This window comes from Pleurocapsa sp. CCALA 161, from assembly GCF_003003995.1.
In the GTDB taxonomy this organism is placed as follows: domain Bacteria; phylum Cyanobacteriota; class Cyanobacteriia; order Cyanobacteriales; family Xenococcaceae; genus Waterburya.
Genome location: NZ_PVWF01000008.1, coordinates 26,084 through 40,761 on the forward strand (window position 1 = coordinate 26,084; position 14,678 = coordinate 40,761).

General features: G+C 39.0%; 12 protein-coding genes. 9 read left to right on the top strand and 3 right to left on the bottom strand.

The genetic code is table 11. The features are described from left to right. The first annotated feature begins 212 nt into the window (after nt 1–212). Nucleotides 213–1,451: an RRXRR domain-containing protein gene (locus C7B62_RS03570; protein WP_106233241.1), complete on the top strand. Its 1,239-nt coding sequence runs from the start codon at nt 213–215 to the stop codon at nt 1,449–1,451. A gap of 30 nt (nt 1,452–1,481) precedes the next feature. On the opposite strand, the gene C7B62_RS03575 is transcribed toward C7B62_RS03570, so the two are convergent. Beyond that, nucleotides 1,482–1,718, bottom strand: a complete 237-nt coding sequence (locus C7B62_RS03575; RefSeq protein WP_106233282.1) for a hypothetical protein — start codon at nt 1,716–1,718, stop codon at nt 1,482–1,484. Between the two features lie 75 nt (nt 1,719–1,793). Here C7B62_RS03575 and C7B62_RS03580 point away from each other — a divergent pair, with 75 nt between their 5' ends. Then, the gene (locus tag C7B62_RS03580) at nt 1,794–2,375 is read left to right on the top strand and encodes a class I SAM-dependent methyltransferase (protein WP_106233242.1); all 582 of its coding nucleotides are present in this window, start codon (nt 1,794–1,796) and stop codon (nt 2,373–2,375) included. Here the strand turns inward: C7B62_RS03580 and C7B62_RS03585 are convergent. After that, nucleotides 2,322–3,590, bottom strand: a complete 1,269-nt coding sequence (locus C7B62_RS03585) for a glycosyltransferase family 2 protein (RefSeq protein WP_106233243.1) — start codon at nt 3,588–3,590, stop codon at nt 2,322–2,324. The two genes, C7B62_RS03580 and C7B62_RS03585, sit on opposite strands and share 54 nt — an antisense overlap. A 397-nt stretch (nt 3,591–3,987) precedes the next feature. Between C7B62_RS03585 and C7B62_RS03590 the strand changes: the two genes are divergently transcribed. The 3 genes from C7B62_RS03590 to C7B62_RS03600 all read left to right on the top strand — a co-directional run bounded on the left by C7B62_RS03590 (nt 3,988) and on the right by C7B62_RS03600 (nt 5,594). Then, the gene (locus tag C7B62_RS03590) at nt 3,988–4,485 is read left to right on the top strand and encodes a CYTH domain-containing protein (protein ID WP_106233244.1); all 498 of its coding nucleotides are present in this window, start codon (nt 3,988–3,990) and stop codon (nt 4,483–4,485) included. A 39-nt stretch (nt 4,486–4,524) separates the two neighbouring features. Further along, nucleotides 4,525–5,133 carry a TIGR04282 family arsenosugar biosynthesis glycosyltransferase gene (locus tag C7B62_RS03595; protein WP_106233245.1) on the top strand — a complete coding sequence of 203 codons (609 nt, stop codon included), beginning with the start codon at nt 4,525–4,527 and terminating at the stop codon, nt 5,131–5,133. A gap of 107 nt (nt 5,134–5,240) precedes the next feature. Next, entirely contained in the window at nt 5,241–5,594 is a 354-nt protein-coding gene (locus tag C7B62_RS03600) for a hypothetical protein (protein WP_106233246.1), read from the top strand. A 17-nt stretch (nt 5,595–5,611) separates the two neighbouring features. On the opposite strand, the gene C7B62_RS03605 is transcribed toward C7B62_RS03600, so the two are convergent. Beyond that, entirely contained in the window at nt 5,612–6,814 is a 1,203-nt protein-coding gene (locus C7B62_RS03605; RefSeq protein WP_106233247.1) for a glycosyltransferase, read from the bottom strand. A 520-nt stretch (nt 6,815–7,334) separates the two neighbouring features. Between C7B62_RS03605 and C7B62_RS03610 the strand changes: the two genes are divergently transcribed. The 4 genes from C7B62_RS03610 (at nt 7,335) to rppB (ending at nt 14,617) form a co-directional block, all read left to right on the top strand. Further along, the gene (locus C7B62_RS03610; RefSeq protein ID WP_106233248.1) at nt 7,335–8,123 is read left to right on the top strand and encodes a thermonuclease family protein; all 789 of its coding nucleotides are present in this window, start codon (nt 7,335–7,337) and stop codon (nt 8,121–8,123) included. Between the two features lie 276 nt (nt 8,124–8,399). After that, the gene (locus tag C7B62_RS26425) at nt 8,400–12,326 is read left to right on the top strand and encodes an esterase-like activity of phytase family protein (protein ID WP_106233249.1); all 3,927 of its coding nucleotides are present in this window, start codon (nt 8,400–8,402) and stop codon (nt 12,324–12,326) included. Between the two features lie 249 nt (nt 12,327–12,575). After that, a complete protein-coding gene (gene rppA, locus C7B62_RS03620) occupies nt 12,576–13,271 on the top strand; it encodes a two-component system response regulator RppA (RefSeq protein ID WP_106233250.1) in 696 nt (231 codons plus the stop codon). Continuing rightward, complete coding sequence (gene rppB, locus C7B62_RS03625; RefSeq protein WP_106233251.1) at nt 13,271–14,617, top strand: two-component system sensor histidine kinase RppB; 1,347 nt, start codon at nt 13,271–13,273, stop codon at nt 14,615–14,617. Before rppA ends, rppB begins: the two co-directional genes overlap by 1 nt. Nucleotides 14,618–14,678 lie beyond the last annotated feature (61 nt).

Consider the following 14,678-nt stretch of genomic DNA (forward strand, 5'->3'; position numbering starts at 1 on the left):
CCACTCATGACGCTTTGCGTACATGAGGGGCATGAAACTAATCAGAGTTTCTGAGAATTGCACTACTACATGAGCTATTGCTTTTTACAGACTGCCAGATTCTTCTCTTGTCTGGTCTATCTCTAAACCTGCTGATTACAGGTGCTTTAAGACAGGACATGATAGCAATAGTGTAGGAAGAGACAAACAACTATTATTAGGGGTTATACCCAATGACAAACACCCTCGACAGTCGCTCCACTTGGGCAAAGAAGGCGCGTTTTGGTCGTGGGGGAGGCTGGGGGAACCCCAGCATCTCCAACCACGGCGTTGGGTCAGAAGATTCTGTCCCCAAAAGCCGCCGCCCCAAGACCGCGCTGTCTCGCAAAATTAGAGTACCAGTTTTATCGCCATTAGGCGAGGCGCTAATGCCTACAACCAGCGTGAGAGCAAGGAAATGGATTGCTTCAAAAAAAGCCAAACCAGTGTGGAACGACTTAAATATCTTTTGTGTTCAGCTACTTGTAGAACCAAGTGGTACTGAAACTCAAGAAATAGTGGCTTCAATCGACCCAGGAAAGATGTTTAGTGGTATAGCAGCAGTCAGCAAAAAAGCTGTATTGTTTGCTGCTCATGTAGTTCTGCCATTCAAGCGGGTTATCGCTAGAAAACAAGCTCAAAAAATACTGCGTCGTGCCAGACGTGGTAGAAGAATAAATCGAAATATTCCTTTTGCTCAAAGAGCGCATAGACAAAAAAGATTCAATAACCGAAGAAATCATAAATTACCTCCATCAATTCGAGCCAACCGACAGCTAGAGCTAAGAATTATTCAAGAACTAACCAAGCTTTTTCCCGTAACGGAAATAGTTTACGAATACGTTAAAGCACGAGGCAATAAAGGATTTAGTCCAGTTATGGTTGGTCAAAAATGGATGCTAAAACAATTATCTGACATTGCTCCTACCCATACTTTAGAAGGCTGGCAAACCAGTATTTTAAGGAAGCATTTAGGACTGAAAAAGAACAAAAATGACAAGTCTATCCAGGATGTAACGACTCACGGCAATGACGCAATTGCCCTCGGTGCGAGTAGGTTTGTTCAATATAAAGCGTTCCATACTTCTAATTCTCGCGGTCACCATTGGGTTGGTTCGATTCAACTAACTGATGCACCATTTAAAGTGATAGCTCGCCCTCAACTATATAGAAGACAGTTGCATTTTGAGAATCCACAAAAAGGTGGAATCAGAAAGCGTAAAGGTGGAACGGTTGCACCCTTTGGATTTAGAAGTGGTGATTTAGTTCAAGCCACCAAGGGTAAAAATACTGTCAAAGGATACATCGGAGGGTATTCAGAAAAGAATAAAGTTGTCAGTTTATATGAAGGTGTTACCTGGAAAAGATTAGGTCAATTCTCTGTCTCAAAAGCCAAATTACTTAAGAGGTCAACTGGTCTGTGTATAACGTAAACCCTGTCGGCGATTCCTCCCTCTCTTCGTCTAAAGACAGAAGAGGGGAATCCTCGCCGTTTTTTGTTGAAATAATTCAAGCCATGCCCAAGTAAACAAAGAGCCAAAAGCTATTAAGTCCAACCCTACATTGATCGAGCCACTGGTAAAAATCAGTGTTAGCAAACTAGCTACACCCCAGATAATAATAGGTAAATTCGGTGGTTGAGCAATAACAATATTGCCATTGCTGTCACGGAAGATTTTATCGAACAACGTTTTTTCCATAGTCTTTATTTTGTATTTATCATTTAGTTTCATAGGTAAAAAAAAATACACACGAGCCTAAAGAGAGATTTTTTTATGAATAAGCCAAAAAATTCTTTACCGCCCAGCTATTTTGAAGATATGTATCGAGCAAATCCCGATCCTTGGGATTTTGAAACCAGCGATTATGAAGCACAAAAATATCAGACAACTATTAATGCTCTACCCAAACCTTGCTACAGCAATGCCTTAGAAATAGGTGGCTCGATTGGAGTACTTACGGCTTTACTGGCTCAACGCTGCGACTCTTTACTGTCGATTGATGTTTCCTCAATAGCTCAACAAAAAGCGATCGCTCGTTGTCAAGATTTGCCCCAGGTACGCTTTAAAGTTGCCCAAGTGCCACAAGATTATCCTGAAGAAATGTTCGATTTAACTCTGCTATCTGAGGTTGGTTATTACTTAAGTTGGGACGATCTTAAAACCGCTCAACAGTTAATTATCGAACATCTTCATGTCGGAGGACATCTTTTGCTGGTTCACTGGACGCTATTTGCTAAAGATTATCCACTTACAGGGGATGAAGTTCACGATTCTTTTTTGCAGCTTAGTCAGTTAAAACATTTAAAGGGATTGCGTCAGGAGCGATATCGGCTCGATTTGTTCGAGCGTATTTGAACTCAAATAATAGCGATTTAAATGACTGTGATTAACTAAAAGCTGTAAATCGGCGACGGCTTGAGCAAGAGGGGTCTTTTCTGCGTATTGCTCGTAGGGAACGGCATTTTGTTCCTGATCTTGGCTAATTTGCTCGATGGCTTTGCCAAAGGTAGGCGATCGCCAGATAATTTCTGCTAATACATCTCTCTCCATACCCAACTTTTGAGCCATAAGAATCATTTTAATTGAATTATTTGCTCTGGTTTGCCACAGATAACGTAGCTGGCGGCGCAGATGAAACCGAGTTTCAATGGTCAAAGCCGATTCAACCCATAAACACTGCTGCTCTTTGCCCATTATCTTTAACTCAGATAATCGATCTGCTAACCCCGCTTTTGCCCTACCTATTGCTCTTGCACTAGTAACCACCCGCACTGCTGGACTATGGCGAAAACGAGCATCGATGCGCATTAAAGCATTATAAAGAGCTACATCCTCAGAAGAAGGTAAAGGCGGTAAACCGCCAACCCGATCATATATTTGGGCAGTGACGGCAAAACTTGCACCATAGTGACAATGGTGTCGGGGAAGCGAGTCAAAACTAGGATCGATTGCAGCTTCTAACTGTGAAGTTAAATAGTCATAGCGGATGCAGCGCAGAAAAGATAGTCTAGTAGTTTGGTCGAGTTTATTTCTTTCTGTACTGTTGGTAATAATTCGACCGCCTACAGCATCAGCCCCAGCTTCAATTTCTGCCAAAGTTGCAGCAATCCAAGTAGAAGCAACCCTTGTATCGCCGTCGGTTGAAGCAATTACCCCCCTACCATATCCGAGTAATTGGAATCGTCTATAAGCTTCATCCATTAAAAGTTTGCGTACCCAACCAACGTGAGCGCGATCGCTTTGGATCTTTTTGTCTACCAGATGAAGTATTAGATTTGGGTGATTTCGCGCAAACTGTCTAATTATTTCGACAGAATTATCGGTACAGTTATTAGCTAAAACAATAATTTCATAACAGTTTTTGTTTAATGGTCTACCTGTTAAGTCAACTTGATTTGTTAACGCCAGTAAAGCCGCTTGAATATTTTCCGCTTCATTACGCACAGGAATAATTACACAAACTTTACAGCTAATCAAAGGTAATCGAGCGACCAACGGTTTTAAACAAATACTATTATTTGTTCGTTTTATTTTTACCGTAGGTCGATTTACCAAAGTAATTTGCAACATTTAATTACATTATTCAGATATATATGTAGTGAGATACTTATATCTTTGCCAATTTAAATATTGTTTTGCTCATCACAAAGACGGAATTAAAAATTTTTTTTAGCCTCAAAATACTATATAAATAAGTAGATGTTTTTTTAATTTGTTTGATCTCAATTACTCAAATCTTTGAGTAATTAAGATCAACTGCTGAAACAGCGCAATGCTTTAACTTAAAAAAATTCGTCAAGTCAAACAAGAAAACGAGTTTATCGAACTGACGACATTTGAATCGCAGCTAATGTTAGAAGTATTCGGCGATCGCGTTTAAACCATGACTGGATCAAAAATTCCCAAATTTTGGCAGTAGAAGCAGGCAAGATCAGCGAAGTTTTATTGAATTAAAATGTAACGTATAATGAACACAGAAATAGAACGCAAATATTTGGTTAAGAAGCCAGTTTGGCGATCGCATAAACAATTGCTTGAAAGTCAGTTTCCAGATATCGGTGTAAAATACTCTCAAGGGTATATACCAACTAGCAATGGTACAACTGTAAGACTTAGAATAGTTGGGAAGCAGGGTTATCTGACGATCAAAAGTACAGCGGTGGGCTATAGTCGCGCTGAATTTGAGTATTTGATTCCTGTAGGTGACGCTCAAGAGATGCTCAATAATCTTTGTCTTAAACCATTAATTGAAAAGTTTAGATACAAAATCAAGATAGATAATTTGACTTGGGAAGTTGATGAATTTTTGGGAGAAAATGCTGGCTTGATTATTGCCGAAGTAGAATTAGAAAATGAGCATCAGAAAATTAATCTTCCTTCCTGGATTGACCGAGAAGTTAAGGATAAAAAATATTTTAATTCTTATCTAGTCAAGCATCCCTACAGTAAGTGGGAAGAAAAATAATTGCCCATTGCTTATTGCTTATTGTTCACTACTCATTGCATGACCGAAACTCTAATTATTTTTAGTCGCTATCCTGAGCCTGGCAAGACGAAAACTAGGATGATTCCTGCTTTGGGTGCTTTGGGTGCTGCAAAATTACAGCGAAAAATGACAGAGCATACTTTAAAAACGGCGATCGCCTTAAAATTATTTCGAAATATAGCGATTGAGGTTCACTTCGCAGGGGGTGATATCCAATCCATGAAAGAATGGTTAAAAGAAGACTGTGATTATATTCCTCAAGCTTCAGGGGATCTGGGAGATAAAATGCGATCGGCTTTTGAGCGGGCTTTTGGATTAGGTAATGAACGAGTCGCGATCATTGGTATTGACTGCCCTGATATTGACCAAGTCATACTCAGCAAAGCATTTGACTCTTTACAAGCCCATGATTTAGTTTTGGGTGTAGCAGAAGATGGGGGATATTATTTAATTGGCTTGAATCGTCCTATTTCTCAGCTTTTTCAGAATATTACTTGGGGAACAGAACAGGTCTTAAACCAAACTAAAAATATTGCTCAACAACTAAAACTAGATGTGCATTACTTACCTACTTTAGCTGATGTTGATCGTCCCGAAGATCTCAAAATTTGGCAGCAATACACTTAATTTAGTATGGTAAATACAAAATTTTGTTTCCAAATAACAGGCGCATAACAAACTGGTAGTTAAGGGTAACATCATGTCCCCGAAGCGAAAGGGATAATATTGCAACCATGTTCCCTGATGGTCAAAAAAAGCGATCGCAGATGAAAATTGCCATTATCACATCTTGTTTCCTACCAATTATTGATGGCGTAACAGTTAGTGGATTGCAAAGATTAAAAAGATTGAGTAAATGGGGGCATGAAGTTATTTTATTCTGTCCTGATTACAGTGGTTTAAAAGTAGATTATCCTAACTGGCGAGATTATACGGGAAATATTTTACCTGGAGTTAAAGTTATTAATTTAGCTAGTGATTCTTTTGTCGGATTAGATTATGAACCCAATGTTAATAGAAATTCTTATCAAACAGTTTTAAAAAAATTAGCAGAATTTCAACTCTTAGTTAATCCTGAATATAATTAAGTGATGCCTATCTAGTCTTAGGAATTATCAGTTGTGCGCCAACTGAGTTTAAGATTAAACCAAAAATTCCAAAAAGTAACAGTAGCGATCGCGATAATATTGGCAAGATATTCATTCATATTCAGAAGATTATAAAGAAGATTTAGTACTAAAATATTTAACACCAAACCTGAAAGACAAATCACATTAAACTTCAGAAATCTTCTAAATGTTTTGATTCTGCCTTTTTGATGCTTAGAAAAATCTCTAAAAGTCCAGCGATCGTTCCAAAAGAAGTTATTAACTATTGCTACTTCTGCTGCCAAAATTGCACTACGTGTTAATCCCAAACCGACATATTCCCGTAATAAATAGAGAATAAACATATTCACAAACACACCACTAACACCTGAAATCCCAAAGCGAATAAAACGTCTAATTTGCCATAAATCTAAGCGCAAACGGATTAAATGCTGAATATATTCTAAATATTGCTGCCACGTAACTTTACTATTTCCCGTTTTTCTCTCTTGAAAGACATAACCTACTTCCCCAATCCAGCGAATTCTACTTCTAGCTATAACTTCAATTAAAATCTTGTAGCCTGACGGTTTTAAAGATTGATCAATTAAAACCTCACGGCGCAGCATAAAATATCCACTCATCGGATCACTGAGACGACCAACCACTTCGGGAAGAATAATCAACCCTAACATTTGCGCACCACGAGAGAGAAAACGACGCAGAATATTCCACTCACTAACTCCTCCAGAATCGACATTGCGACTAGCAACAGCTAAGTCAGCCCCTTTTTCCATCTTCTGCCACAGTTTTATCAAGATATGGGGAGGATGTTGTAAATCAGCATCAATTACCCCTAAGATTTCACCCCTTGCTACTTGCCATCCTCGAATTATCGCTGTAGCCAGTCCTTTTTCGACATCTCGGCGTATTACTTTTAATTGGGTATATTGGGCAGTTAATTCTAACGCTAATTTCCAGGTTTGATCTGGGCTATTGTCGTCAACAACTATCAGTTCATATTCTTTTGGTAGAATCTTATCTAGAAGTTGAACCAAAATTGGAATTAACTGTTGAATATTTTTTCCCTCATTGTAGGTAGGAATAATCAGGGAAAACTTCAGTGGTTTAAGGTCTAGTTCTCTACTCACTGGTAAGCTGGAAATTTTTAACAAACCAGTAGATTGAGGAATAAGATTTTGATGGGTTGTATTTCGCATTAGAGCAAGTATAATATTTTTTGCTCTATTGAAAAGATACTACTTTCGTTTTCATTTAATTTTAACTTTACACAAATTAATGTTTATTCATGTGGTACTTTATCAACTAAAGAAACAATATTTTATCTTTAGATTAAGATAACGTTATCAATTAATAATTAATAATTATTTTACTTGATTGAGTTCTTCTTTAAAATATTTAATCTCCAAAAAAAAATCCTCTTGTGAATTAATAATTAGTTTGGTCAACATAATCAAATCTTAATTAAAAATTTAACTTAAATTTACTTTTAACTGAGAATCTAATTACTTACGCCTTCTATATTTTAGATGTTTCTGGTTACTAGAAAATTATATTTTTAACTTAGGGGATTTTAATGATTTGCAAGATTAGGGTAAGACTAAAATAATTTCTCAGCAGCATAATAGAATGATTAATACTAATTTTTTTCTGTAGTTGTTTCTTTTTTTGCCCATATTTATAACTAATTTTTGAGCTTAAACTAAGAAGAGCAAAACAATGCCATTTTTAACGATAAAAGGTGTTTTCAACCCCCAAAGTGGAATTCCAGATGGCGATTCAGTCAGATTTTTGGCAGATGATGACTCTTTATTTGACCGTTTAGAAGGACAAATTGAATTTAAGTCGGATGGTGAAGTTCAACTACGCTATGAGGGAATAGATGCGCTAGAAAAAGCAGCTATCAAACCTTTCTCCTCTGATGCCACAAAACGTAATCTTAAGCTACTGGGTGGAGAAGAAAATGGACAACCAGGTTATATTCTGTCTAACCAAATTGAGAAAAATGGTAGACCTGTTTGTTTTGTTTTTACGGGCGATCCAGACGATCCAGACGGGTCAGAGATTATTTTAGAAGCAGAAAAACTACAAAAAAGCGTTAATTATCAGCTATTAGCAGAAGGTTTTGTATATCCACTGTTTTACGACACCCTATATCAAGAATTGCGCGATCGCCTGGTTGAAGCCGTGGAAACTGCCAGGCAAGAAAAGCTAGGAATATGGACAGAGGATGCATCGAATCAAGGATTTACTGTTAAACCACAAGTTAACCTCGCTAAGCTAGAACCAATTTTTCCCAAACTATGGCGACGACTAGAAACCTTTTACCGTCGTCCGTCGAATCAGGATAAGACTGTGGAACAATTTTTAGAATCTCTCGCCCAAGGAAGCGATCGCCTCTTCACCATTCCCGATCAGCGATGGATTAAGTTTTCTACAGCCTTGGAAGCGAAGGGCAACAAGCTCAAGCTGAAATATAAACCAGAAGAGATGATTTTCCGCAGTTAGATAACGAGCCGAATTGGGTCACAATTTAGTCTGTATGAGAGAACAAAAAAGCGATTTAAAGAAATAAAATTGATATCAAAACTAAGTTTTGAAAATAGTCTAAATATTCATTTATTTGATTATTTATTAAATCATTGATTACCTACTCTTAATATGAGTATGAAATTCTGGTAAGTAATTAGGAAAAAGTGATTAAAAGTTTTCTTGAAAGATTACTTATAACGCAATATTTTTACTTAATTAAGTCATTTAATTTCACTCAAGCATACAAAAAATATGACTGACCAATTAGTTGGTTTTGCTTCTTTACCAGCAGATACTCTGGCTGAAGGTACACCTGCGGGGGGGAATGACGGTGAAGGTAATCCCATAGATGCTAATGGCAGAACAGGGCCGTTTGACGGACAACCAGTTCAGGGATTCAGTGGTGTACAGTTTGCTCCAGATAATACAGGGGCATTTTGGTTTTTGTCTGATAATGGCTTTGGTACAAAAGAAAATAGTACCGATTATTTATTACGGATATATCAAACAAATCCTAATTTTACGGGAGTAGAAAACGGTGACGGCAGTGTAGACGTAGAGAATTTTATTCAGCTATCCGATCCTGATAATTTAATTCCTTTTGATATTGTTAACGAAGACAGCGAAGAACGTCTATTAACTGGGGGAGATTTTGATCTGGAATCCTTGGCAATTGATGAAAATGGAGAGCTTTGGGTAGGAGATGAATTTGGCCCTTACCTATTGCACTTTGATACTGAAGGAAAACTACTGGAAGCACCAATTGCAACTCCTAATGTTACTAATTTAAATACTCTTAATGGTCAAGACCCAATAGTTATCGGACATCGTGGCGCGAGTGGTTTATTACCAGAACATACATTAGAAGCATACAAAGTTGCGATCGCTCAAGGGGCTGATTTTATTGAACCCGATCTAGTATCTACGAAAGATGGGGTTTTAATTGCTCGTCATGAACCAATTTTAGATGACACGACTAATGTGGCTGAGGTGTTTGGTGAAGACCGAATGTCTACCAAAATCCTTGATGGAGAAGAGGTTACAGCCTATTTTGCCGAAGATTTTACCTTATCAGAAATTAAGCAGCTACGAGCGGTTCAATCTAATGATTTACGTTCTCAAGAATTTGACGGTGCTTTTGAAATTCCTACCTTGGAAGAAATTATTCAGCTAGTTCAAGAGACTGAAGCCGAAACAGGGGTTAAAGTTGGTATTTATCCAGAAACCAAGCACCCTACCTTTTTCGATCAACAGGGTTTATCTTTAGAATCACCTTTAATTGAAACTCTTCAATCAACAGGTTTTACTGACCCTAATCGCATTTTTATTCAATCTTTTGAGTTCCAAAACTTAATTGAACTCCAGGGAATGTTAGATGCTGAAGGGTTGGGAGATATTCCTTTAGTTCAGCTTTACGGTGACACCACCAAAGATGCCAATCCTGACGACGTTTTCTCCGTCCCCTATGACATCCGTTACAACCTCGAACAAGGTAACGATTTGGCTGCAATCTACGGTCAAGATTTTGTCAATGCGGTAGAAAACGGTTTATCTGCCAATACTACTTACCGCGATTTAGATAGTGCAGAATTTCTGCAAATAATTAGTGATAAATATGCAGAAGGTGCTGGCCCTTGGAAAAACAATATTTTACTCCGTGAATCGTTAGATCAACCAGTAGATGGAGATGGTGACGGTAATGCCGAAATTACGACCCAATTAACAGGAGAAGTAACCTCTTTTATCGATAATGCTCACGCTGCTGGTTTGCAGGTTCATCCCTATACCCATCGTAACGAAGAAACTTACTTAACATTAGCAGCAGATGGGACTCCCCAAACCCCAGAGGGAGAGATTGAACAGCTAATTGAGATCGGGGTGGATGGCTTTTTTACCGACTTTCCTGCAACTGGGGTGGCGGTAGTAAATTCAATTACAGGCGAGTTTGTCCAATCTCCTGAAAATCCCAATCTAGGAGATAGTTTACCCAATTTAGAGACATCGCGAGGTTTTGAAGGTATAGCATTTAGTCCTGACCGCAAGACTCTTTATCCTTTATTAGAAGGAAAAGTAGACGGCGATCCTGAAAATGCTCTAAGAATCTATGAATTTAATGTTGAATCTGCTTCCTACACTGGTTTAGTTGGTTACTATCCCACCACCGATGGTAATCCTATTGGCGACTTTACGCCAATTAACGACCATGAGTTTTTAGTTATCGAACGGGATAACAACCAGGGAGAAGAAGCACAATTTAAAAAAATCTTCAAAATCGATATTACCCAAGTGGATGCCAACGGTTTTGTTGCTAAAGAAGAAGTTGTTGATTTACTAAATATTGATGACCCCGATGACTTAAACGGCGATGGCAAAACTACTTTTGATTTTCCTTTTCAGACTATTGAAAACGTAGTTGTCATTGATGAAAATACCCTTTTGGTTGCCAACGACAACAACTATCCCTTTTCTCAAGGAAGAGAAGAAGACATCGATAACAACGAAGCAATCTTAATCAATCTAGACACCCCTTTAAATCTCGATCCTAATCTTGGCGGTACTCCTGTAACACCAACACCAATTATTAATACTGGCGATACCGAACAACCTGCACAAATGATCGGTTTAAACGGTTATCAAGTAGATCCGATCTTTACTGTCGGCGAAGAAATTAACGGTTATACACCTCCAGGTATTCTTGATGGTTTAGGTGCATTTGCTTTAGATGACGACACAGTTAGGATACTGGCTAACCACGAATTTAGTTCCGATTTAGGTTATGGCTATACTCTGGCTAACGGTACAGAATTGACTGGGGCGCGAGTCAGTTTCTTCGATATCAATAAAGAAACCTTACAACTAGAAGATTCTGGTCTGGCTTACGACAAAATTATTAATCGCGCAGGGGAAGAAGTAGACGAAGCATCCGACCTCGAATTTGAAGGCATAGATCGTATGTGTTCGGCGCAATACGTTGCAGCAGAACAATTTGGTGATGGTCGCGGTTTAGAAGATAATTTGTTCTTTACTGGAGAAGAAACTGATGGAGGTACAGAATTTGTTCTCGACCCAGCGACTAATACTCTTCAGGCAGTTCCCTGGATGGGTCGCGCTGCTTGGGAAAACGTTACTGAACTAGATACTGGTACGACTGATAAAGTTGCTTTTTTGGTAGGAGATGACCGCGAAGCTGCACCTTTATTAATGTATGTCGGTGAAAAAGATACTTGTGAAGGAGCAAGTTTACTGGAACGCAATGGTTTAACTGACGGAAAACTCTACGGTTGGGTTCCTGATGGTGAGCTTGCCGACACTCCCACTTTTACCAATGAAGATGGTGAAGTAGTTGATGATGACAATGCACCAGACCCCGCAGGTTTTAACGGTACTGGCAATAGTCAAGCTGGTAGTTGGGTAGAACTGGATTATTATCGACCTGATTTAGCAGGTTCGGCGGTGGATACTAACGACGACGGCGAGATACAAGACGAGATGGGTTATGACAAATTAGGGTTTGCTACTCAAGCCCAACAAGATGAGTTATCGATCGACGCTGGAGGGTTTCAATTTTCTCGTCCTGAAGATGTAGCTACAAACCCCGAAGATGGTACGCAAGCAGTTTTGGCTTCTACTGGTCGTGGTGGACGTTTTGCAGGTGATAACTGGGGTACTACCTATAAAATTGATACTGAATTTAGCGAATCTGGCGATCCTTTAACTGGACAGATTGATATCCTTTATGATGGCGATGATGCAGGTAATGGTCAGTTTGCAGGTTCTGACTTTGGTTTACGCAGCCCCGATAACCTAGATTGGGCTGATAATGGCAAGATTTTAATTCAGGAAGACCGTGCTACTTTTTCTGATGAAGACTTTGGTGGTACATCTGGAGAAGAAAGTTCTATCTGGGAATTAGATCCAGAATCGGGTAAATTATCTCGCGTAGCGCAGATGGATCGCTCTGCTGTGCCTGAAGGTCAAACTGATAGTGAACCAGACGATCTGGGTAATTGGGAATCTTCGGGGATTCTTGATGTTTCTCAATTATTTGATGAATCCCCTGGTACACGTTTTATTCATGGTGTTGAAGCTCATAGTATTGAAGATGGCGTTATTGCCGATGCCGATTTAGTTCAGGGTGGTCAATTGGCTTTCTTGACTACAGAAGCACCTGGAATTTAAGATAATCATGAGGTTTGGATACTTCTCGGTTAAGCCAAAAATATTTTAAAGTAGCGATCGCGATAGTTATACTAAATTCGCTTGGCAAAGGTAATGTTTAATTTCTGCGTAACAATTTAGCGATGAAATCAGAATAACTAATAATTGCTACTTGTTACTCAATTTTTTAAGTAACCTATATGAAACAAATTTAGTATTACATCCCTAATTTTTTCCTCAAAATCAATGTTATTTAATGGTTAATTTGACATGAGAATTCTCCTCGTTGAAGACGAACCAAACTTAGGTGCTGCGATCGAGCGCACCTTAAAACATTATAAATACATAGTTGATTGGGTAAAAAATGGTAATGACGCTTGGAGTTATCTAGAAAATAATTGGACGCAATACACCCTAGCGATTTTCGATTGGTTAGTGCCTGGTTTGTCAGGAATAGAATTACTTAAAAAGTTGCGTGCTAAAAATAATTCCTTACCAGTCTTAATGCTAACTGCCAAAGATCGCATGGAGGACAAGGTGACTGGATTGGATGCGGGGGCAGACGATTATCTAATTAAACCGTTTGGTATGGCAGAGTTATTGGCACGTTTGCGAGCATTACAGAGGCGATCGCCTCAAATTCAGCCCCAACACCTAGAATTGGGAAATTTGAGCCTAGACTACGGCAGCCAGACTGTTCATCATCTGAGATCACAAGGCGAGCGGCAAAAGGTTTTGTTGACCAATAAGGAGTTTCAATTATTAGAGTATTTCATGAAGCGTCCGAACCAAATTGTCACTAGTGAGCAGATTCGCAATCAACTTTGGGAAATAAATGCAGAATCTTTTAGCAATGTCGTCGCTGCTCAAGTGCGTTTACTCAGACGTAAGTTAGAAGCAGTCTCTTGCTCCAATTTAATTGAAACCTTACGCGGTTTGGGATATAGGTTTAACCTAGACCAATGATGAGACAAAATAAGCTGTTTAATAAAACTCGCATTTCTCTAGCTCTGTGGTATGCAGGAGTAATGGGCTTAATTTTGAGTCTGCTGGGATCTGGAGTCTATAAAGCTATTTCTCACGCTCATTGGATATCCCTCGACAACGAATTAGAATCTGTAGCGGGAACTCTGCACGATGGTCTAGAACTAAAATTGAGACAGCCAGGAAAAATCGAGCCAATTATCGGCGAACTGCTACCCAATCTTTGCTTGATTGGAACTAGCTGTATTTCTGATCGTTTCAATTCTCAACGCCATATTCTTTCTGCTGTTGATCAAGGCAATTACTACGCTCGCTTGTACGATACGTCAGGACGCTTAATCGCTATTGCTGGAGATTACCCAGAAGGTTTGCCCCAATCATTAAACACAGAACCCTGGCAAACCCTTAACACTAGCAGCAATAATATTTATCATCAAATTTCTTTCTCGCTGCATACTCAAACCAGAGAAGATTGGGGATATTTCCAAGTTGGACGAAGCCTTCAAGACTTTGAAGATTATCTCGGTAGAGTAAAACTGATTCTGCTCTTGGGATTACCGACTTCATTAATTTTTGTAGCTATTGCAAGCTGGTGGTTAGCTGGTTTGGCAATGCAGCCAATTTACCGTTCCTATCAACAAATCGAACAGTTTACAGCAGATGCTGCACACGAACTGAGAACGCCTTTAGCAGCCATGCAAGCAACGGTAGAGTCATCACTGTTAGTCGATCTAAAGCAACAAGAAGCAAAAAATATTTTAACTACGATCGAGCGAGAAAATAAAAGATTGATTCAACTGGTTGGAGATCTGCTGTGGTTGGCTCGCATGGATCGAAAAACTATTCCTTTACGCCGCCAACTTTGTTGTTTAAACGATTTAGTTGATGACTTAGTAGAGGAATTAGAATCATTGGCGATCGCCAATCAAATAACGCTGACTTCCCAGATAAAGATCAATAAACCTTTAAATGTAAGTGGCGATTGCGACCAACTATATCGCTTAGTTTATAACTTAATTGTCAATGCTATTCAATATACGCCTTCAACTGGTCAAGTTATGGTTATTCTGGAGCGCGATGACCGATACGCTTTAATTAAAGTTCAAGATACGGGAATTGGTATTGCCCCAGAACATCAAAAAAAGATATTTGATCGCTTTTATCGCGTACACAGCGATCGCTCTCGCAGCACTGGTGGTTCAGGATTAGGATTGGCGATCGCCAAGTCTATAGCGGGATCGCATTCTTCTCAGTTAAGTGTTCGCAGCGAATTGGGTCAAGGCAGTACCTTCATTTTTCAACTTCCTCTAGCGATCGCTTTGAAGTAGCACTTAATCTAGAAACTATTAATTTGGTTTTGGGAATTTTTTGAGTTTTTTAGCAGAATCA